The organism is Serinicoccus chungangensis (assembly GCF_001483745.1).
GTDB lineage: Bacteria > Actinomycetota > Actinomycetes > Actinomycetales > Dermatophilaceae > Ornithinicoccus > Ornithinicoccus chungangensis_A.
In genome coordinates this window covers 517,040-537,350 of the sequence record NZ_LQBL01000028.1, presented here as the reverse complement: position 1 = coordinate 537,350, position 20,311 = coordinate 517,040, and the positions used below count along the sequence as shown (strand labels likewise).

General features: G+C 69.8%; 15 protein-coding genes. 7 read left to right on the top strand and 8 right to left on the bottom strand.

The window, feature by feature from the left end:
• Window positions 1-47 precede the first annotated feature (47 nt).
• Window positions 48-983 carry an L-lactate dehydrogenase gene (locus AVL62_RS10880; protein ID WP_235585663.1) on the top strand — a complete coding sequence of 312 codons (936 nt, stop codon included), beginning with the start codon at window positions 48-50 and terminating at the stop codon, window positions 981-983.
• Here AVL62_RS10880 and AVL62_RS10875 read toward each other — a convergent pair.
• Both AVL62_RS10875 and AVL62_RS10870 read right to left on the bottom strand, forming a co-directional pair.
• The gene (locus AVL62_RS10875) at window positions 948-3,539 is read right to left on the bottom strand and encodes a glycoside hydrolase family 65 protein (protein ID WP_058891639.1); all 2,592 of its coding nucleotides are present in this window, start codon (window positions 3,537-3,539) and stop codon (window positions 948-950) included. The genes AVL62_RS10880 and AVL62_RS10875 overlap by 36 nt on opposite strands.
• Before the next feature lie 34 nt (window positions 3,540-3,573).
• On the bottom strand, window positions 3,574-4,287 hold the full coding sequence (locus AVL62_RS10870) for an HAD family hydrolase (protein ID WP_058891638.1): 714 nt from the start codon (window positions 4,285-4,287) through the stop codon (window positions 3,574-3,576).
• 139 nt (window positions 4,288-4,426) lie between these two features.
• On the opposite strand from AVL62_RS10870, the gene AVL62_RS10865 reads away from it, so the two are divergent.
• Entirely contained in the window at window positions 4,427-6,592 is a 2,166-nt protein-coding gene (locus tag AVL62_RS10865; RefSeq protein ID WP_058891637.1) for a RecQ family ATP-dependent DNA helicase, read from the top strand.
• A gap of 8 nt (window positions 6,593-6,600) precedes the next feature.
• Here the strand turns inward: AVL62_RS10865 and AVL62_RS10860 are convergent, their stop codons facing one another.
• From AVL62_RS10860 to AVL62_RS10845, 4 genes are all read right to left on the bottom strand, one after another.
• The gene (locus tag AVL62_RS10860) at window positions 6,601-7,410 is read right to left on the bottom strand and encodes a CPBP family intramembrane glutamic endopeptidase (RefSeq protein ID WP_058891636.1); all 810 of its coding nucleotides are present in this window, start codon (window positions 7,408-7,410) and stop codon (window positions 6,601-6,603) included.
• Between the two features lie 24 nt (window positions 7,411-7,434).
• Window positions 7,435-8,769, bottom strand: a complete 1,335-nt coding sequence (locus tag AVL62_RS10855; protein ID WP_058891635.1) for a VOC family protein — start codon at window positions 8,767-8,769, stop codon at window positions 7,435-7,437.
• A gap of 92 nt (window positions 8,770-8,861) precedes the next feature.
• Window positions 8,862-9,896, bottom strand: coding sequence for an LLM class flavin-dependent oxidoreductase (locus tag AVL62_RS10850; RefSeq protein WP_058891634.1), 1,035 nt, complete (start codon window positions 9,894-9,896; stop codon window positions 8,862-8,864).
• A 103-nt stretch (window positions 9,897-9,999) separates the two neighbouring features.
• On the bottom strand, window positions 10,000-11,412 hold the full coding sequence (locus AVL62_RS10845; protein ID WP_058891633.1) for an HNH endonuclease signature motif containing protein: 1,413 nt from the start codon (window positions 11,410-11,412) through the stop codon (window positions 10,000-10,002).
• Between the two features lie 101 nt (window positions 11,413-11,513).
• Here AVL62_RS10845 and AVL62_RS10840 point away from each other — a divergent pair, with 101 nt between their 5' ends.
• Both AVL62_RS10840 and AVL62_RS10835 read left to right on the top strand, forming a co-directional pair.
• Window positions 11,514-12,608: a sensor histidine kinase gene (locus AVL62_RS10840; RefSeq protein ID WP_058891632.1), complete on the top strand. Its 1,095-nt coding sequence runs from the start codon at window positions 11,514-11,516 to the stop codon at window positions 12,606-12,608.
• Window positions 12,605-13,210 carry a response regulator transcription factor gene (locus AVL62_RS10835; protein WP_083518912.1) on the top strand — a complete coding sequence of 202 codons (606 nt, stop codon included), beginning with the start codon at window positions 12,605-12,607 and terminating at the stop codon, window positions 13,208-13,210. Before AVL62_RS10840 ends, AVL62_RS10835 begins: the two co-directional genes overlap by 4 nt.
• Window positions 13,211-13,231: 21 nt before the next feature.
• Here the strand turns inward: AVL62_RS10835 and AVL62_RS10830 are convergent, their stop codons facing one another.
• The gene (locus tag AVL62_RS10830; RefSeq protein WP_058891630.1) at window positions 13,232-13,684 is read right to left on the bottom strand and encodes a hypothetical protein; all 453 of its coding nucleotides are present in this window, start codon (window positions 13,682-13,684) and stop codon (window positions 13,232-13,234) included.
• A gap of 449 nt (window positions 13,685-14,133) precedes the next feature.
• A complete protein-coding gene (locus AVL62_RS10825; protein ID WP_058891629.1) occupies window positions 14,134-14,748 on the bottom strand; it encodes a DUF6318 family protein in 615 nt (204 codons plus the stop codon).
• A gap of 397 nt (window positions 14,749-15,145) precedes the next feature.
• Here AVL62_RS10825 and nrdR point away from each other — a divergent pair, with 397 nt between their 5' ends.
• From nrdR to AVL62_RS18225, 3 genes are all read left to right on the top strand, one after another.
• Window positions 15,146-15,625: a transcriptional regulator NrdR gene (gene nrdR, locus AVL62_RS10820; protein ID WP_058891628.1), complete on the top strand. Its 480-nt coding sequence runs from the start codon at window positions 15,146-15,148 to the stop codon at window positions 15,623-15,625.
• 78 nt (window positions 15,626-15,703) lie between these two features.
• Window positions 15,704-18,592, top strand: a complete 2,889-nt coding sequence (locus AVL62_RS10815) for a vitamin B12-dependent ribonucleotide reductase (protein ID WP_058891627.1) — start codon at window positions 15,704-15,706, stop codon at window positions 18,590-18,592.
• A gap of 81 nt (window positions 18,593-18,673) precedes the next feature.
• Window positions 18,674-20,308 carry a GmrSD restriction endonuclease domain-containing protein gene (locus AVL62_RS18225; protein WP_083518877.1) on the top strand — a complete coding sequence of 545 codons (1,635 nt, stop codon included), beginning with the start codon at window positions 18,674-18,676 and terminating at the stop codon, window positions 20,306-20,308.
• Window positions 20,309-20,311: the final 3 nt, after the last annotated feature.

Sequence of the window (20,311 nt, the reverse complement as noted above, 5' to 3'; positions counted from 1 at the left end):
AATCCCTCGTCCGGAGGACCGGCCCCTGGGGCTGTCATGATGAGCGCGTGACGGACAGCATCTCGGGACCCAAGGTGGCCATCGTCGGGGCGGGGTCGGTCGGCACCACGCTCGCCTACGCGCTGCTCCTGCGGGGTGTGGCCAGGCACGTCGTCCTGCACGACATCGACGTCGGGAAGGTCAGGGCCGAGACCCTCGACCTGCGGCAGGGGCTGCAGTTCATGCCGGCCGCCCACGTCGACGGTTCCGACGACATCGACGTCTGCGCCGACGCCGACGTCGTGGCCGTCACGGCCGGGGCCAAGCAGCAGGAGGGCCAGAGCCGCATGGACCTGGCCGCCTCGACGACCCGGCTCATGGTCGACCTCATGCCGCGGCTGGTGCAGGTGGCGCCGCGGGCGACCTACGTCATGGTGACCAACCCCGTGGACGTCATCACCTACGTGGCGCAGAAGGTCACCGACCTCCCGCCCGCGCGGCTGTTCGGCTCGGGCACGGTCCTGGACTCCGCCCGGTTGAGGGGTCTGGTGGCGCAGGCCTGCGGGGTGGCGGTGCAGAGCGTGCACGCCTACATCGTCGGTGAGCACGGGGACTCCGAGATCCCCCTGTGGAGCAGCGCGACCGTGGGCGCGGTGCCCGTCATCGAGCTGACCACCGAGGAGCAGCGCGCGCAGATGGCCCACGACGTGGTGCACGCGGCCTACGAGATCATCGCCGGCAAGGGGGCGACCAACTACGCGATCGGCGCGTCCGCCAGCCGCATCATCGAGTCGGTGCTGCGCGACGAACGCCAGGTCCTGCCCGTCTCGACCCTGCTCTCGGGCACCCTCGGGCTGCACGACGTCTGCCTGTCGATCCCGACGGTCGTGGGCGCCGGGGGTGCAGAGCGCCCGCTGGCGCCCACCCTGTCCGAGGACGAGCTCGGCGGGCTGCGCGCCGGCGCCGACTCACTGCGCGGTGCGGCGCGGCGGCTCGGTTTCTGACCCGGCGAGCCCGCGCGGCACCGCGCCGGTGGACTCCCACTGCTCCTCGGGCCAGCTGTGGGGGACCACGCCACTGGGGCGTCCCGGCGTGCCCCTGCGCCGATCGGTCGGGATGCTGCCGCCGGACGCCGCCTCCGAGGTGGGTGCACCGTCGCGGCGCGACCCGTGGCCGTCCAGGGCCACGGTGACCTCCTGGTCGCCCACCTCCACCCTCTGCCCGCGGACCTCGAGGGTGACCGGTCCGCCGACCTCGACGGCCAGGCGGACCTGCTCCTGCTCCACGGTGACCCGCAGCCGCGAGCCGTGCCACCGCATACGCCACGTCAGGCCGGGCCAGGAGGTCGGCAGCCGAGGGTCCAGCGACAGGACGCCGCTGTGGTCGCGCATCCCTCCGAACCCGGCGACCAGCGCGCTCCAGACGCCACCGGTGGAGGCGACGTGCACGCCGTCGCTGGCGTTACCGTGGCGGTCGTCCAGGTCGACGAACAGGGCGGCGTAGAAGTAGCGCAGCGCGAGGTCGTGGTAGCCGACCTCGGCCGCGACGATGGACTGCACGACCGCGGAGAGCGTCGAGTCACCCGTGGTGATCGGGTCGTAGTAGGCGAAGTCGGTGAGCTTCTCCTCGGCGGTGAAGGCGTCCCCGGCGAGGTAGAGCGCGAGGACGACGTCGGCCTGCTTGAGGACCTGGTAGCGGTAGATCACCAGCGGGTGGTAGTTCAGCAGCAGCGGACGCTTGTCCGCGGGGGTGGCGTCGAGGTCCCACACCTCGCGCTCCAGGAAGTGGCTGTCCTGGGGGTGGACGCCGGTCGCCTCGTCGAAGGGGATGTGCATGCCGTCCGCCGCCCGCTGCCACGAGTCGACCTCGTGCTCGCCCAGGTCCAGCCGGGCGACGGCCCGGGCGAACTGGGCCGGGTCGGCGATCCGCAGGCGGCGGACCGCCTCCACCGCGGCGCGCAGGTTGAGCTGCGCCATGACATTGGTGAACAGGTTGTCGTTGACGATCGTCGTGTACTCGTCCGGGCCGGTCACCGCGTGGATGTGGAACTGCCGGTTGCCGTTGGTCTGCCAGAAGCCCAGGTCCGCCCACAGACGCGCGGTCTCGACGAGCATGTCGACCCCCTGGTCGAGGAGGAACTGGTCGTCGCCGGTGGCCCGCGCGTACTTCATCAGCGCGTAGGCCACGTCGGCGTTGATGTGGTACTGCGCCGTCCCGGCGGCGAAGTAGGCCGACGCCTCCTCCCCGTTGATGGTGCGCCAGGGGAAGAGCGCGCCGTACTGGGCCATCTCCGCCGCCCGCCGCCGGGCCGCCTCGAGCATGCCGTGCCGGAACCGCAGGGCGTTGCGGGCCGCCTGGGGGTGGGTGTAGACGAGGAAGGGCAGGACGTAGCACTCGGTGTCCCAGAAGTAGTGCCCGCCGTACCCCGAGCCGGTGAGCCCCTTGGCGGGGATGCCGTGCGACCCGGCGCGGATCGAGGCCTGGCCGAGCTGGAAGAGGTTCCACCGGACGGCCTGCTGCAGCGCCGGCTGGTCGGGCAGCTCGACGTCGGACTCCTCCCAGAATCGCGACCACACCTGTGCCTGCTCCTGCTGCAGCACGGCCACCCCGCGGTCGACGGCGCGGTCGAGGGTGCGCGAGCAGCGGTCGGCCAGCTCCTGCGGAGGCACGCCTCGGGAGGTGTGCATGCTCACCAGCTTCTCGATGCGCACCGGCCGTCCCTCCCGGGCCTCCACGCGGACGACGTGCTTGGCGAGGTCGTCGCTGACGCTGAGCTTCTCCGTCCACGTGTTGTCGGTCTCGACGAGGTGCTGCGCCAGGGTGGCGATCGTCATACCCGAGTTGTGACAGCGGTAGCCGAGCAGGAGACGGCGGTCCCGCACCTCGGCGAGGACGGGGTCGAGCACCCGGTGCTCGAAGGCCTCCGCCTGGCGGGGGTCCACGCCCTCACCCATGGCCGCGCTCGTCACGTGGTACTCGTCCGAGCCGTCCTGGCGGTTGAGGATCTGGCTGGAGATGTCGAGGGCCGCGTGCCCGTCCAGCATCTCGACCTCGAAGGTCATGACGGCGAGGTGGCGCTCCACGACGCCGGTCATGCGTGTGGAGGTGATCTTGACCCGCTTGCCGGCGCTCGTGCGCCAGATGACGCAGCGGCGCAGCAGACCCGCGCGGAAGTCGAGGGTGCGCTCGTAGTGGTCCAGGTCGGCCGTGGACAGCAGCAGCGGCTCGTCGTCGACGTAGAGCTTGATGGTCTTGGGATCCGGCACGTTGACGATCGTCTGTCCGACCCGCGCCAGGCCGAAGGCCTCCTCGGCGTGCCGGATCGGCCAGGTCTCGTGGAAGCCGTTGACGAAGGTGCCGTGGGCGTGGGTGTCCCGCCCCTCCTCGACGTTGCCGCGCAGACCGAGGTAGCCGTTGGAGGTGGCGAAGAGGGTCTCGGTGACCCCCAGGTCCCCGTCCTCGTAGGCCGTCTCCCGCAGCTGCCACGGGTCGGCGGGGAAGCGGGTGCGGTCGAGCGGGTCGATCGGGGCCGGCGGACGGTGGTGCGACATGGTCGCCATCGGGCGTCTCCTGTCGTGCGGGAGGGGTGGCTGGTCAGACGAGGTCGGCGAGGTCGGACACGACCTCGTCCGCGCCGGCGTCGCGCAGGACCGAGCGACCGGCACCCCGGTCGACGCCGATGACCCGGGCGAAGCCACCGGCCGCGCCGGCCTGCACCCCGGAGACGGCGTCCTCGACCACCACGGAGGTGGCGGGCTCGTGTCCGAGCTGGGAGGCGGCATACAGGAAGGTGTCGGGGTGCGGCTTGCCGGGGAGCCGCTCGCGGCTGGCGACCGACCCGTCGACGACGACCGGGAAGCGCTCGGCGATGCCGGCGGCGCCGAGGACCGAGGGCGCGTTCTTGGAGGAGGAGACGACAGCCATGGCGATGCCGCGTGCCTCCAGGGCGTCGAGCAGGCGCAGCGAGCCCGGGTAGGCCTGAATGCCCCGCTCGGCGAGCACCTCGTTGAAGATCTCGTTCTTGCGGTTGCCCAGTCCGCAGACGCTCGCCAGCTCTGGTGGGTCGGAGGGCTGGCCGTAGGGGAGGTCGATCCCGCGGGCGTCGAGGAAGGACTGCACGCCGTCGTAGCGCGGCTTGCCGTCGATGTAGGCGAAGTAGTCCTGGTCGGTGTAGGGCTCCTGGGGCGTGGGCTGCTGGTCCAGGACGCGGGTGAACATCGTCTCCCACGCACGCATGTGCACGTCGGCGGTCGGGGTCAGCACCCCGTCGAGGTCGAAGAGGACAGCGGTCACCGGGTCCCAGTTCACGCAGCACACACTAGTGGAGGTCGGCGGTCCCGCGGGGTGTTCCGCACCGGTGTCCTGGAGGGTGGGCGCGCGGTGGGCGGGGTGCGTGCGCGGCTCGGCGGGTCGTGGGCGTGGGGGTGGTGGCGGCTACGGTCGGAGTATGCAGCAGGTGAGCGGTCAGGAGCTGGTGACGGCGGCGCAGGAGGCCCTGCGGCGGCTCGTGGGTCGGGACGACGCGGAGTTCCGGGACGGGCAGCTGGAGGCGGTCGAGGCGCTGGTGCGCGAGCGGGCGCGGGTGCTGGTGGTGCAGCGCACGGGGTGGGGCAAGTCGGCGGTCTACTTCGTGGCCACGGCGCTGCGGCGGGCGGAGGGGTCCGGCCCCACGGTCATCGTGTCCCCGCTCCTGGCGCTGATGCGTGACCAGATCGCCGCGGCGGGGCGGGCCGGGGTCCGTGCCGTGACGATGAACTCGGCCAACGCCACCGAGTGGGACGAGGTCCGGGCGGCGCTCGCCGCCGACGAGGTGGACGTGCTGCTGGTGAGCCCGGAGCGGCTCAACAACCCGCGCTTCAGGGAGGAGCAGCTGCCCGACCTCGCCGCGCGGTGCGGGTTGCTCGTCGTCGACGAGGCCCACTGCATCAGCGACTGGGGTCACGACTTCCGGCCCGACTACCGGCGCATCCGGACGCTGCTGGACGCGTTGGCCCCGGCGACCCCGGTGCTGGCGACCACGGCGACGGCCAACGAGCGGGTCGTCGAGGACGTCGTCGAGCAGCTCGGGGTGGGCGGGCGCGAGGTGCGCACCGTCCGCGGCCCGCTGGCCCGGTCCTCCCTGCGCCTGGGGGTGCTGCCGCGGCTCACCCCCGAGCAGCGGCTGGGGTGGCTGCTGGCCCACCTGGAGAGCCTGCCCGGGAGCGGCATCATCTACTGCCTCACCGTGTCCGCCGCCGAGGACGTCGCCGAGGCGCTCGCCGCCGCCGGGCACGAGGTGGCGGCCTACACGGGGCGCACCGACACCGAGGACCGCGAGCGGCTGGAGGGTGCCCTGCGGCACAACCAGGTCAAGGCCCTCGTCGCGACGAGCGCCCTGGGGATGGGGTTCGACAAGCCGGACCTCGGCTTCGTCGTGCACCTCGGGGCGCCCAGCTCGCCGGTGGCCTACTACCAGCAGGTCGGTCGCGCCGGCCGCGCCACGGAGCGCGCCGACGTGCTGCTCCTGCCCGGGTCCGAGGACCGCGAGATCTGGAACTACTTCGCGACCGTGTCCATGCCACGCCAGGACCAGGCCGACGCGGTGCTCGGCGCGCTGGCCGAGAGCGACCGGCCGTTGTCGACGCCGGCGCTGGAGACCATCGTGGACGTGCGGCGCACCCGCCTGGAGCTGCTGCTCAAGGTGCTGGACGTCGACGGGGCCGTGGAGAAGGTCCGCGGGGGCTGGGCGGCGACCGGGCAGCCCTGGGTCTACGACCGGGAGCGCTACACCCGGGTGGCCGAGGCACGGGTGCGTGAGGCCGAGCTCATGGTCGCCTACCAGCAGGGCGAGCGGTGCCGGATGGAGTTCCTGCAGGAGTGCCTGGACGACCCCAGCGCGGAGCCCTGCGGGCGCTGCGACCGCTGCGCCGGGGCGTGGTTCCCGACCGAGGTGCCGACGGAGGCGGTCGGGGCCGCCCGCGATCGGCTGGGAGCCGTCGGGGTGCTCGTGGAGCCGCGAGGACAGTGGCCGACGGGTATGCCCCGGCTGGGCGTCGACGTCAAGGGCAAGATCGCCCCGGAGGAGCAGGCCGGCCCAGGTCGGGCGCTGGCCCGGCTCTCCGACCTCGGGTGGGGCCAGCGGCTGCGCGGCGTGCTCGACGCGGGGACGTCGCGGGTCGCCGACCCCGACGACCCCGACCAGGAGATGGCCCTGGGGCAACCGGTGCCGGACGACGTCGTCCGGGCCGTCGTGCAGGTGCTCGCGGGCTGGGGGTGGACCAGCCGACCGGTGGGCGTGGTGGCCATGCCCTCGCGCCGCCGGCCGGCGGTCGTGGGGTCGCTGGCCGAGCAGATCAGCCAGATCGGCCGGCTCCCGCTGCTGGGCACCCTCGACCTGGCCCACGGGGGCCCGGTGGGCGAGCCCGGGGGCAACAGCGCCTTCCGCCTCTCGAACGTGTGGGACCGGGTCGTCGTCGGCCCTGACCTGGCCGCGGCCCTGCAGGACGCCCGCGGGCCGGTGCTCCTGGTCGACGACGTCGTGGACTCGCGGTGGACGATGACGGTGGCCGCGCGGGCCCTGCGGCGGGCGGGGGCGGAGGGCGTCTTGCCGCTCGCGCTGGCGATCGACGGCTGAGCCGGTGCTCAGTAGACGAAGAACGGGAAGATGCTGCGGTCGTGCGCGTGGACGATCGCGAGGAACACCACCGCGTCGAAGAGCAGGTGGATGATGACGACATACGTCAGCGACTTGGTGCGGGTGAAGATGTAGCCCTGCAGCAGGGCGAACGGGATGGTCAGCAGGGGACCCCAGGAGCGGTAGCCGAGCTCCCACAGGAACGACACGAAGATGGTGGCCTGCAGGACGTTGGCCGTCCACAGCGGGAAGTGCCGGCGCAGCAGGGCGAAGCAGATGCACATGAAGAACAGCTCGTCCCAGAGACCCACGGCGTTGACCCCGACGAAGAACCGGCCGAACTCGCTGGGGGTCTGGATGGGGGGCCAGTTCTGGTAGCTGCCCGAGTGGATGAAGTAGGCGGGCAGGATGAGATAGCCGAGCAGGGGGACGGCGACGACGTAGGCCCACTGCAACCGCGTCCACCGGCGCCGGGTGATCCACGGGAAGGTGATCGCCTGCCGACGGTAGACGAGACGGTCGACGAGCACCGGTGCCGCGACCGCGGCGGTCAGGACCGCGCCCAGGAGGAAGAAGCGGTCCCAGCTGATGTCCGCCTCGACCGAGGTCGTCGAGACGATGCCGATACCCAGCCCGATGAGCAGCAGGTCCTTGAAGAGGGGGCGGTGCAGGACGAAGGCCGCCGCCAGGCTCGCCACGAGCAGCGCATAGCCGGCCCACGGGAGGTGCACCCCGAAGAGCAGCAGTGCCGAGACGGACACCCCCGCTGCGGGGAGCAGTGCGCGCGGGCTGCGGGAGCTGTCGAGGGGGGTGGGCACCGCCCCATTGTGCCGGTGCCCGGCTCAGGCGCCGTCCTCCTCCCTCGCCACGCCCGCCACGATGTCGAGCTCGTTGCCCTCCGGGTCGGCCAGGGTCCAGCTCGTCGGGCTGTCGTCGCGCACGACGGTGCCGCCGGCCCGCAGCGCCGCCCTGACCTTGGCGTCAGCCACGTCGTGGGGGACGGCGGCCTCGAGGTGGAGGCGGTTGCGCTGCGAGCGGCGCTCGGTCTCGCTGGGGTCCAGCGGCTGGAAGAAGAGGACCGGGCCGAGGCCGTTCGGGTCGACGACGTCGGTGACGCCCGGCCGGGGGTCGGGCGCGTAGCCCAGGGCCGTCTGCCAGAACGACCGGGTCGCGGGCACGTCGACGGCGTCGACGCCGACCTGCACGAACCGCGCCAGGTCGGGTGCGGCAGTGAGCCCCAGCGAGCGGGCCTCGCGCTGGACCCGCTGGCAGAGCGGCAGGTAGCCCTCGTCCATCTCCCAGCGGTCCTTGCCCGTGTCGAGGACCACGATCGTCTCTGCGCCGGCACCGGCGGCGCGCCCGGCCGTGCCGTCGTGTCGCACGTCGAGCAGCAGGGGTATGCCGGCGCGGTCGGCGATGTCGGCCGCGGCGGTCACGAGCCTCTCCGCCTGCTCGATCGTGGTGGTCGGGTAGACGGCGACGGCCGAGAAGACCAGGCGCCAGTCGTCGGTGCCCGGCCCGTCCCAGCGGTCGGCGTCCTCGGGCAGCGGCAGGATGTCCACCTCGTTGCCCTCCGCGTCCGCGACCGTCGCGTAGTAGCCGTGGTGGGCCACGCGGGCACCGGTCGAGGCCAGACGGTCCACCGTGCCGGAGGCCACGCGCTGAGCGGCCACGGAGTCGAGGTGCAGCCGGTTGCGCAGCGGGCGTGGGGCGTCCAGCTGCTTGAACCGCAGCCCTGGGTGCCGGCGCAGCGGGTCGGTCAGGCCGTGCCGGCCCCGACGCCGGTATCCCAGGGCAAACTCCCAGAACGCCGTCACGCTCTCGACCTGACCGGTGTCGATCCTCAGACCCAGCTCCTGGAGGACGCCCGGCTCTGCCTCCAGGCCGAGCCGGCGGGCGGCCTCCGAGATGGACCTCGCCAGGTCGGGATGCTCCGCCGTCACGTCGAGGTCGCCACCAAGACGGACGCGGACACCCGTGGGACGGACGTCCAGGTCGGGCAGCGCGGCCCCGGCGCCGCCGCACAGCTCGACCACCGCCCGCGACAGCAACGCCGCGTCCGAGTGCGACCCTGCCGCGAACCACGCGGTGGCGTTGCCGCGGAGGACACGCCAGTCCTCCGTGCGGGGGAGGTCCGGGAAGGCCCCGTCAGTCGTCGACGATGTGCTCGGTGCCATGGGCCCCAGGGTGCCACCGGCACGCCGACCGCGTCAGGACGACAGCGGGACACCGGGACAGGGAGCGTCCGCGACGTCCGGGGCTGGAGACCTCAGGAAGCGATCTCGACGGGGGAGGCGGACGACATCCCCCACGCGTCCGCCAGCATCCGGTAGCTGCGGCGGCGCATCTGCGGGTCGTACGTGTAGGTGGTGACGATGAGCTCGTCCAGCTCGTGGGAGCCGGCGAAGCTCTCGAGCTGCTCGACCACCGTGTCCGGCGTGCCGACCATCTTCACGGACTGGTGGGCGTGGGCGAGGGGGAGCAGCTCGGTCGGGACGACGGCGGCGAGGCTGTCGACCGGCGGGTCGAGCGGGGCCGGCTGGCCCGAGCGGATGCGGATGGCCATGAGCTGCGCCGTGGTGAAGAGGTGGTCGGCCTCCTCTTGGGTCGGAGCCACCAGCACGTTGACACCAGCCATGGTGGTCGGGCGGTCGACCTGCGCGGTGGCGGCGTCGGCGCGGAACCGGTCGCGGTAGATCGCCAGGGCCTCCGCAAGCTGGTCGGGGGCGAAGTGAGAGGCGAAGGAGAAGGGCAGCCCGAGCGCAGCGGCCACCTGGGCGCCGCCGGTCGATGAGCCGAGCATCCACAGCGGCACCTCGGTGCCCTCGCCGGGAAGGGCGCGGACCCTCGCTCCGGACCGGGGAGCTCCCAGGTAACCCTGCAGGTCAGCCACCTCGGACGCGAAGTCCGGCAGGTGGCCGCTCGAGCGCGACAGCGCGGCAGCCGTCATCGGATCCGTGCCCGGAGCACGCCCCAGCCCCAGGTCGAAGCGGTCGCCGTGGATGGTGGCGAGGGTCCCGTAGTACTCGGCGACCATGAGGGGTGAGTGGTTGGGCAGCATCACGCCGCCCGACCCCAGCCGGATGCGATCGGTCGCGTGCGCCACGTGACCGAGCAGCAGGGCGGTGGCGGAGGACATGAAGGCCTCGGAGCCGTGGTGCTCGGCCATCCAGAACCGGCGGTAGCCGAGCTCGTCGACCTCACGGGCGAGCGTGACGGACTCCTCGATGGCGGTGGCGGCCGTCATACCCTGCGAGCGGGGCACGAGGTCGAGCACGGACAGCGGGATGCGAGAGGTAGGCATACCCGCTCAACAGCGTCCGCCCAGCGAGTATGCCTGGACAGCGGCGGCTGCACGCGGGCTCGGGTCGGAGCCGGCCACGCAGGCCGGCTCCGGGGCGGGGGCCTCAGACGTGCCAGGTCACGGTGCCGCCGTCGACCGAGGCGCTGAGCTCGTGCTGGTGCACCACGGTGTGGTGCCGCCCGCACAGCAGTGTCATCCGGTCGACGTCGGTGCGTCCGCCCCGGCTCCACCAGTCGACGTGGTGGCTGTCGCACCACTGGGGGAGGGCGCTGCACCCGGGATAGCTGCAGCCGCGGTCTCGTGCCACCAGCGCTTTCCACTGGGCCGACGACGCATAGCGCGTCGTGCGACCGAGGGCGAGCGGTTCACCGTCGGCCGCCATCCACACGGGGGTGATGTCGGCCGAGCACGCCAGCTCGGAGGCCTGCCGCGGTGGCACGTAGCCACCGTCGGCGGTCGTCGCCGGCCCGGACGGCAGGCCTCGCTCAGGATCGAAGGGGATGGTCAGGATGACCGTCGCCCGCGCGGTCGACGGGGGAGCCCCCGGGTGCGCGATCCCGCGGTTGACCACGGCCAGCAGGGCGTCGAAGCGACGCTGCGTCGCCGTCCGCGGGTCGGGCTCCTGGGTCGCCTCGTCTGGGGCGGGTGCCGCCAACTGGGAGGTGAGCACGCCGCTGAGGGTCGCGGCCGCACCGTCGGGAGCGTCGATGGTGAAGCGGGTGAGCCCCGGCGCGACCTTGCGGGACGAGACGCCGCGCAGGGCGATCGCGGCTCGTTCCCGCTCACCCGGGGCCTTCTCGTGCAGCAGGTCCTCCAGCAGTCGGTGGCAGACGGTGGTCAGGTCCTTGTCCGACACCTCGGGACGGCCCGCGGCGGCGGTCGCGATCCGGGTGTAGGACTCCTGCTGCTCGGGGTCGAGCGACTCCTGGAGCCGCGTCATCGTCCGCGCCACGGTCGCCGCGCGGTGCAGCGGCACGTCGCCGCTGGCGACGGCCTCCCCGATCTGCGCTACGGCGGGTGCCTCCGACGCCGTGACCACCGACATCACCTGTGCGGCGTCCCGGCTGCTCAGCCAGGGGCAGCGCACCCGCAGCCAATCCACCAGCGTCATCCCCGACTCCTGGTGCAGACCCCGGGCGGCCGCCTGCTGGGCCAGTCGGAAACCGATGGCACCCAGCCGGGTCTGCAGCCGGCCGACCGCTTCGAGCGCCCCGGTCAGCTCCTCGTCCTGCACGGTCACGACCTCGTCGGGCCCGAGGCTCGCGCGGCCCAGCGAGAGGGCGGCGCCCTTCAGGCCGTCCTCCAGCTTCTCGGCCGGCAACCCCCGCCTGTCCTGCCCGTGCATCTCGCCGAGCACGGTCGCGACCTCGTCCATGAGCGCCTGGTAGTCGGCGGCGTCCAGGGCGTCCAGCTCGTCCAGCGCCTCGCCCCAGTCCTCGTCGGCGACCGCCGGCGCGCTCGCGGTGGGCGACCACGCACCTGCGCCGCCCGTCTCGCCCCCCGGTAGGTACTCCATACCCTCACTCAAGCACCACCCACCGACAGACCCGCTGACCTGCGACGACACCGGTGACAGACGTCATGGCCCGGCGGCGGGCCCGGTGGCAGAGTGAAGGCATGAGTCCACGGAAGTCCGGCACCGACGCGTGGGGCCGCTGGGGGTGGCTCTTCGGGGCGATCTGGCTGGTCTTCTTCCTCTTTCCCCTGACCTACGTCTGGACCGCGCACGGGTCGACAGTGTGGCGGGTGACCTCGACCGTCGTCATCGTCGCCTTCATGGCGGCCTACGTCGTGACCGTCCGCCTGTCCACGCGTCTCGTCTCGGCAGGGGAGTACGCCCGTGCCGCCCGCGGCGGCATGGTCGGCCTGGCCGCGATGGTGGCCAGCGCCCTCGTGCTGGCGGCGTTGATCGGGCCCAACTCCCTCACCGCCTTCCCGTTCATCGTGGCCGTCCCGGTCTTCTTCCTGCCGTGGCGGGCCATGTGGACGACCTCCCTGACGCTCTTCGCGCTGGGTGTCGTCGCGAGCACGGTGTCCTGGGGGCTGGCGCGCACGGTCATGTTCTGGGGCATCGCGATGCTCGTCCTCGCCACCAGCGTGCTGTCGCGGCACCTCGAGGAGCGGCAGGAGTCGGCGCGCGAGGTGGAGGGGCAGCTCGCGCTGACCGAGGAGCGGGAGCGGGTCGCGAGGGACGTGCACGACGTGCTGGGGCACTCGTTGACCGTGGTGACGGTCAAGACCGAGCTTGCCCAGCGGCTCATCGACGTCGACCCGGCGGCGGCGAAGCAGGAGCTCGCCGAGGTGCAGGACCTGTCACGTCAGGCGCTCGCGGAGATCCGCGCGACCGTCGGCGGGCTGCGGGTGGCGCGGCTGGCGGACGAGCTCGAGGCTGCGCGCGTCGCGCTGGCTGGGGCAGGCATGGAGATGGAGGTATGCGGCTCGGTCACCGACGTCGACCCCCGGCACCGCATCACGCTGGCCTGGGTCCTGCGGGAGGCGGTGACCAACGTGGTGCGGCACAGCGCCGCGAACCGGTGCACCGTGGAGCTCGGGGAGTCGTCGCTGCGGGTGGTCGACGACGGCGTGGGTGGGGGAGTCGTCGAGGGGAACGGACTGTGCGGTGCTGGTGAACGGGTGCGGCAGGCGGGTGGGCAGCTGACCGTCGGTGCGGGCCCACGTGGTGCGGGGACGGCTCTGGAGGTGCGGTGGTGATCAGGTTGCTCCTGGCAGACGACCAGGCCCTGGTACGGGGAGCGCTGGCCGCGCTCCTGGACCTCGAGCGCGACATGCAGGTGGTCGCGCAGGTGGGGCGCGGGGACGAGGTGCTGGAGGCGGTGCGCACCTCCTCGCCCGACGTGTGCCTGCTCGACATCGAGATGCCGGGACGGGACGGCATCGGTGTGCTCGAGGAGCTGCGCCAGCTCGGTATGCCGACCCGCTGCCTCGTGGTGACGACGTTCGGCAGACCTGGCTACCTGAGGCGGGCGATGGACGCCGGGGCGAGCGGCTTCGTCGTCAAGGACACGCCCGCGCCCGAGCTGGCGGAGGCGGTGCGCCGGGTACACGCCGGGGTCCGCGTCGTCGACCCGGCGCTGGCGACGGAGTCGCTTCTGGGTGGGCCCAACCCGCTGACCGAGCGCGAGCGCGAGGCCCTGCGCGCGGCCCTGGACGGCTCACCCGTCCAGGTCATCGCCGGGCGGCTCTACCTCTCGCCCGGCACCGTGCGCAACTACCTCTCGTCGGCGATCGGCAAGACAGGGACCACCACCCGTGTCGAGGCGGCGAGGTTCGCCGAGGACCGCGGCTGGCTCTGAGAAGGGCCGTCGTCCAGTCGCTCAGCGGTCGTTGCTGTAGAGACGGTTCGTCGAGGTCAGCACCTCCAACGGGGTGGCCGGGCCGTCGATCGTCACAGTGCTCGGTATGGTGCTCCACTCGCCGCCGTCCACGCTGACCTCCCCGCCGTACTCCACCGAGATGTAGGGACTGACCTCGTCGGCGGAGACGTACTCGTGGGTGATGTCGCCGCCCGGGTAGGGGCCGCCCAGGCTCGTGGTGGGGCCAATGGTCGTGCCGTCCCCGGTGACGTAGGTCGCCCCCACCAGGGTCGGCCGGATGCGCACCTCGTGGCCGATCAGCGTCGTGACGTCGACCTCCTGCGGCTCGAACCCTCCCTCCGGCCAGGCGAGCTCGAAGTAGACCGGCAGGTTGACCAGAGTCCGGTTGCCTGGCGGCTCCATCACGGTCTGCGGCAGCGCGAACTGGGTGCGGTGGAACTGCTCGATGATCATCGCTTCGGTGAGTTCCTGTGCGTGCTCACCCGAGCGGGCTGGAACGACGTCCGTGAAGCAGGTGGGGGCGACCTCCGTCCACTCAGACGTCGGACCGGAGGCATCCACAGTTCTGCGGTAGATCCAGGACCGCGGGCCGGATGAGTCAGGAACGAACTCCTCGCAGAAGTTCACCGCGAAGCCGCAGATCTCGAGGCGTGGTTGTGCCGGAGTGTTGGGCGGACGACAGTCGATGACCGCGACGTACTCGTACCACGAGTCGGGGCTCTCCTCGCTCGACCCGTCCGGCCACTCCTCGGCCTGTTGCGCTACTTCCGCTTTAGTCAGTCCTATTTCCGCTCCGCCACCTTCGTGGTCGCAGTCGATTATGCCGCAAGGAGGATCTGCTGGCGCTGACCCATTTGAGAGTGAGTCCAGCCCTAGAGACATCGCAATAAGCCAGAGGGCGATCATTGCTCTACGGTGATTTCCTCTACCAACCAGCCATCGTTCCACACGGTGCGGATTATCAGAGTCACCGCCTCATCGCCCAGTACTCGGTCCGTCTCTTCGCCATCGCGGAGGTAAGCCTGCGCGTTCTGCTCAACGGGCACGGCCACCCGGGAGGATTCACCAGTAAATATCGATGACGGATCCCCGATGCTCAGAGGGGGTTCTGCCAGGTAGTCCCCGTTCTCAACGGAGAAAGAGACTGAGTCCTCGTGGTTGCGGCATGATTCGCAGTCGTCAGCGGCTAACGGTTCGAGCAAGCCCAACTCCGGCTGTACTCCCGTGTAGTTAATGAGCCCTACGTAGTGCAGTGCGAAGGCCTCCGCCCCCTCTTCCGTCTGTTCTTGCGCCTCGGCAGGCATCTCAGGAGGCCCCTCGGCCGCCGGCTCCGACGTCCCCTCGTCGGTCTCCATCGGTTCCGATGTGGCGGCCACGTCGTCAGGCTCCTCCGGCTCCTCGGTCGCCGTCGTGAGCGCGTCCTCCGAGGTGGGCATGGGGGAGGGCTCGCTCTGGTCGGTGCAGGCGGGGAGCAGCAGCAGGCTGGCAGCGGCGGCGATGATGGCGGTGCGTCTCACGGCATACCCCTTCTTGCTCCTGCAGTCGCGACTCCCCAGCGACCGTGGTCTGGCTCCAGTCTGCCCCAGCTCGGACCTCCAGAACCGTTGTCCACAGTAGAGACTCACGCCCGATCTGACCAGAGCCTGACGCCCTCCAGACCCCGAGATCCGCGCCGTTCCGGGCTTCCCGCCGCCCCGCCTCGAGCGCGACACGCGGGACCCTTGCATCTAGTAGCCAACTGACCTACGCTCCCCATATCTAGTAGTTACAAGCCTGTGGTTCGTCCACATCTTGTGCACAACCGGGTAGCGTGTATGCACACGTCATCCACACACAGTCCCCAGATCCACCCACAGAGCGCCCCGCACCGGGGGCGTTCGCGCCGCGCTGCCGCGAGACCGAAGGAGGCGAGTGATGCACTGCCCGTTCTGCCGTCATACCGACTCCAAGGTCGTCGACAGCCGCGTCCAGGAGGAGGGGACCGTCATCCGCCGCCGTCGCCAGTGCCCCGAGTGCGGGCGCCGCTTCGGCACCGTGGAGACCGCGACCCTCTCGGTCATCAAGCGTTCCGGCGCGACCGAGCCGTTCAGCCGCGACAAGGTCATCTCCGGCGCCCGCAAGGCGTGCCAGGGGCGACCGGTCTCCGACGCCCAGCTGCAGCTGCTCGCGCAGCAGGTGGAGGAGTCGATCCGCTCGCTGGGGCAGGCCGAGGTGGACGCGCACGAGGTGGGTCTGGCCATCCTCGAGCCGCTCAAGGCGCTCGACGAGGTCGCCTACCTGCGCTTCGCGTCCGTTTACCAGGCCTTCGACAACCTCGACGACTTCGAGTCGGCCATCACGCTGCTGCGCTCCGAGCGCGACGTGGAGACCGACTCACCGGGGCAGACGCCCTAGAGCCGGGTATGTCAGTACCCACCGCTTGACTTACATCAGCACCTCCGAGCACCACACCACACACAGGGAGAGCTAGTCATGACAGAGACGACCGGGGCGAAGACGCGCGCACGACGGGGCGGCAAGGGCCTGACCATCGAGCGCATCTTCACCACGCCTGGTGTCCACCCCTACGACCAGGTGACCTGGGAGAAGCGGGACGTCGTCCAGACCAACTGGAAGACGGGGGAGACGATCTTCGAGCAGCGCGGTGTGGAGTACCCCGACTTCTGGTCGGCCAACGCCTCGACCATCGTCACGACGAAGTACTTCCGCGGCGCCGTCGGCACCGACGCCCGCGAGACCGGCCTCAAGCAGCTCATCGACCGCGTCGTCCTCACCTACGTCAAGGCGGGCAAGGAGCACGGCTACTTCGCGACCGACGAGGACGCCGAGATCTTCGAGCACGAGCTGACGTATGCCCTCGTGCACCAGGTGTTCTCGTTCAACTCCCCGGTGTGGTTCAACGTCGGCACCCAGAGCCCGCAGCAGGTCAGCGCCTGCTTCATCCTCTCGGTGGACGACTCGATGGACTCGATCCTCAACTGGTACAAGGAGGAGGGCTTCATCTTCAAGGGCGGCTCGGGCGCCGGCCTCAACCTCTCGCGCATCCGCTCCTCCAAGGAGCTGCTGTCCTCCGGCGGCACCGCCTCCGGCCCGGTCTCCTTCATGCGTGGCGCCGACGCCTCCGCGGGCACCATCAAGTCCGGTGGCGCCACCCGCCGCGCGGCCAAGATGGTCGTCCTCGATGTCGACCACCCCGACATCGAGGAGTTCATCGACACCAAGGCGCGCGAGGAGGACAAGATCCGCGCCCTGCGTGACGCCGGCTTCGACATGGACCTCGGCGGCAACGACATCGTCTCGGTGCAGTACCAGAACGCCAACAACTCGGTGCGTGTCTCCGACGAGTTCATGCGCGCGGTGGAGGAGGAGGCCGAGTTCGGCCTGACCTCCCGCAAGGACGGCTCCGTCGTCACCACCGTCGACGCCAAGCACCTCTTCACCAAGATGGCGCAGGCCGCGTGGGAGTGCGCCGACCCGGGCATCCAGTACGACGGCACCATCAACGACTGGCACACCAACCCCGAGACCGGCCGGATCACCGCGTCCAACCCCTGCTCGGAGTACATGTCGCTGGACAACTCCAGCTGCAACCTCGCGTCGCTCAACCTGCTGAAGTTCCTGCGCGAGGACGACACCTTCGACGTGGAGACCTACCAGAAGGTCGCCGAGCTGGTCATCACCGCGATGGACATCTCGATCTGCTTCGCGGACTTCCCGACCGACCCGATCGGTGAGACCACCCGCAACTACCGTCAGCTCGGCATCGGCTACGCCAACCTCGGTGCGCTGCTCATGGCGACCGGTCACGGCTACGACTCCGAGGGCGGCCGCGCGCTCGCCGCGTCGCTGACCTCGCTGCTCACCGGCGCCGCCTACAAGCGCTCCGCCGAGCTCGCCGGCGTCGTCGGCCCCTACAACGGGTATGCCCGTAACGCCGACGCGCACAAGCGCGTCATGCGCAAGCACCAGGCGGCGAACGACGAGATCCGCACCCTTCACACCATGGACTCCTCGGTCCACAAGGCCGCGACCAAGGCTTGGGACGCCGTCGTCAAGACGGGGGAGAAGAACGGCTACCGCAACGCGCAGGCCTCCGTGCTCGCCCCGACCGGCACCATCGGCTTCATGATGGACTGCGACACCACCGGCATCGAGCCCGACTTCTCGCTGGTGAAGTTCAAGAAGCTCGTCGGTGGCGGCTCGATGCAGATCGTCAACCAGACCATCCCGCGGGCGCTCAACCGCCTCGGGTATGCCGACGAGACCATCGAGGCGATCGTCGAGTTCATCGCCGAGAAGGGGCACGTCATCGACGCCCCGGGCCTCAAGCCCGAGCACTACGAGGTCTTCGACTGCGCGATGGGCGCCCGGGCGATCCGCCCCATGGGCCACGTGCGGATGATGGCCGCGGTGCAGCCGTTCCTGTCCGGTGCCATCTCCAAGACGGTCAACCTGCCGGAGTCGGCGACCGTCGAGGACATCGCCGAGGTCTACCTCCAGGGCTGGAAGATGGGCCTCAAGGCGCTCGCCGTCTACCGCGACAACTGCAAGGTCGGCCAGCCGCTGTCCGACGGCAAGGCCGACAAGGAGAAGAAGGCCGACGAGGTCGAGGCTCCCGTCGAGAAGGTCGTCGAGTACCGCCCCGTCCGCAAGCGGCTCCCCAAGCGCCGGTCCAGCCAGACCACGAGCTTCGCCGTGGGCGGCGCGGAGGGCTACCTCACCGCCGGCACCTACGAGAGCGGTGACCTGGGCGAGCTGTTCCTGAAGTTCGGCAAGCAGGGTTCGACCCTGGCCGGTGTCATGGACGCCTTCTCCATCGCCGTGTCGATCGGGCTGCAGTACGGCGTGCCGCTGGAGACTTTCGTCGAGAAGTTCACCAACCTGCGCTTCGAGCCGGCCGGTATGACCGATGACCCGGACGTGCGTATGGCGCAGTCGATCATGGACTACGTCTTCCGCCGCCTGGCGCTGGACTACCTGGACTTCGAGACCCGGTCGTTCATGGGCATCCACACCGCGGAGGAGCGGGCCCGCCAGCTGGAGACCGGGTCGTACGCCCCGCTCGAGCCGTCGAACGACGACGACGACTACGAGGACGAGCTGGAGAACTACAGCCAGACCGCCGCCACCACGCCGGCCAAGAAGGCCGACAAGGTGGAAAAGGTCGCGGACCAGTCCGGTGCCGGAGCCGCCGACGCCCGGAAGGTCGACGCGGAGATCCACTCCTCGGCTGAGCTGCTCGAGCAGTTCCAGGGCAAGGTCGCCGACGCGCCGATCTGCATGACCTGCGGAACGAAGATGCGTCCGGCTGGGTCGTGCTACGTCTGTGAGGGCTGCGGCAGCACCAGCGGCTGCAGCTGAATCCAATCGGGGCGGGCTCGGCTTCGAGGGTCGAGTCCGCCCCGTACAGTACGGCCATACCATCCGCACGGAAGGACCCCGATGCTCCGGCCCAGCGCTACCTCATACACGATCGAAGCGCTGATCGAGCACGCTTGGTCGGGCCAGATTCGAGTTCCTAGCTTCCAACGCGAATTTCGATGGGGTTTCGAGGACGTTAGGCGCCTCCTCGATAGTATTTCGCATGGATATCCCATCGGCAACCTCCTACTCTGGCAAAGGCCAGCTGCTGCCCAAAAACTCTCCTTGGGGCAGCTTGAGGTCGAAGCCCCAGCGTCACAGCAGGCCCTCTGGGTAGTCGACGGTCAGCAGCGCCTTACGAGCCTCGCGAATGCTTTGCATCCAGAAGTAGGTCGGACAGGTCGATTCGCCCTATCATATGATCTACAAAAGCAAGAATTTATCAAGGCGCCACAGTCTCCCGCAGGCTCACAGGTTCCGCTGCCGGTGTTATTCGACCTAGCGGAACTTTTGAGATGGTTTTCGCAATCTGCTCTAGACCCTCAGCTCGTAGAGCGCGCTAACCGCATGACTCAGCAGATCCGTCAATACGTCATACCGGCATACATTGTCGCGAGCAACGATGAGTCGGTCCTGACGGACATTTTCGACCGCATGAACAACTATGGAAAACGATTGACGCGGGCGGAGGTCTTCTCGGCGCTCCATTCTGACGCCGATTCTAATGATTGGACCTTTCAGCGAATTGTCCGCGAAATCCACGATGCAACTGCTTTCGGATATATCGACGAGAATACCGTCCTTAGCGCACTGCTTGCGACACGCGGACCTGACGTAAAGCGGGACATCCGAACAGAATTTGACGAAGCTAACGCGGACGAGCGTCGAGCGGCCTATCAAAATACCTATGATAGTCTCCGGCGTGCAATCGACTTCCTGCAACGTGAAGCAGGAGTACCCCACCTCACGTTCCTCCCATACAAGTATCTGCTGGTGGTACTGGCCCGATACTTCGCGTTCTACCCAGCGACAGATGCGCGTAGCATCGAACTGCTCCGACGCTGGTTTTGGAGGGCGGCCGTGGCTGGGCCAGAGCACTTCCGTGGCGGTACACCGAACGCTGCGCGGGTCCTGTGCGGGAAAATCCTGAGCCCGGGTTCTGATCCCGTGCGCTACCGCGACGAGTCGATACAGAGTTTACTCAGAAGTCTGCCAACGACCCCTGCCCCACGAAATTATACAAGCTTTCAGGCGAGTGAGGCGACAGCGAAGATTTTCTTGTGCTCGCTGTGGTCGAGGGGCCCGCGCGATCCGATTACTGGTGAAGAATTCTCAATAGAAGACCTTGGTAGATCAATTGGCTCTTACAGCACCGCAAGTCCCGTCGTACAGCGCCTACCCGTAGGTGAGCATGTAGCGGTCAGACGGTCGGCAGGCTCGCGAGTGATCCTCCCTTCTAGACGGCATGCGGGGACACACGAAATGAGTCCCATGAGCCGGCTAGTCGAACTGACCGCAAGAGACCAACCCTCCGTCACGGAGCTGGACATTCTGCGCAGTCATGGGTTCAGCTTGTCCTCCACCGGTGGCAATGTCTGGGATGCGCGAGCCGTCGAAGTTGCTGTGTCGGCAGAATCGTTCGTTAAGCGCCTAGGAGGATATAGGCTCGAGGACACGCCAAGTCTAAGTCGCTTCAATTTCGACGACTTGGACTAAGAA

What these genes read in the sequence shown, in the direction of transcription:
- AVL62_RS10865 (WP_058891637.1), top strand. Translation starts at nt 4,427, where the DNA reads ATGCAGCAGGTGAGCGGTCAGGAGCTGGTGACGGCGGCGCAGGAGGCC.
- AVL62_RS10815 (WP_058891627.1), top strand. Translation starts at nt 15,704, where the DNA reads ATGACAGAGACGACCGGGGCGAAGACGCGCGCACGACGGGGCGGCAAG.
- AVL62_RS18225 (WP_083518877.1), top strand. Translation starts at nt 18,674, where the DNA reads ATGCTCCGGCCCAGCGCTACCTCATACACGATCGAAGCGCTGATCGAG.
- AVL62_RS10855 (WP_058891635.1), bottom strand. Translation starts at nt 8,769, where the DNA reads ATGGCACCGAGCACATCGTCGACGACTGACGGGGCCTTCCCGGACCTC.
- AVL62_RS10875 (WP_058891639.1), bottom strand. Translation starts at nt 3,539, where the DNA reads ATGGCGACCATGTCGCACCACCGTCCGCCGGCCCCGATCGACCCGCTC.
- AVL62_RS10850 (WP_058891634.1), bottom strand. Translation starts at nt 9,896, where the DNA reads ATGCCTACCTCTCGCATCCCGCTGTCCGTGCTCGACCTCGTGCCCCGC.
- AVL62_RS10845 (WP_058891633.1), bottom strand. Translation starts at nt 11,412, where the DNA reads ATGGAGTACCTACCGGGGGGCGAGACGGGCGGCGCAGGTGCGTGGTCG.
- AVL62_RS10840 (WP_058891632.1), top strand. Translation starts at nt 11,514, where the DNA reads ATGAGTCCACGGAAGTCCGGCACCGACGCGTGGGGCCGCTGGGGGTGG.
- nrdR (WP_058891628.1), top strand. Translation starts at nt 15,146, where the DNA reads ATGCACTGCCCGTTCTGCCGTCATACCGACTCCAAGGTCGTCGACAGC.
- AVL62_RS10830 (WP_058891630.1), bottom strand. Translation starts at nt 13,684, where the DNA reads ATGATCATCGAGCAGTTCCACCGCACCCAGTTCGCGCTGCCGCAGACC.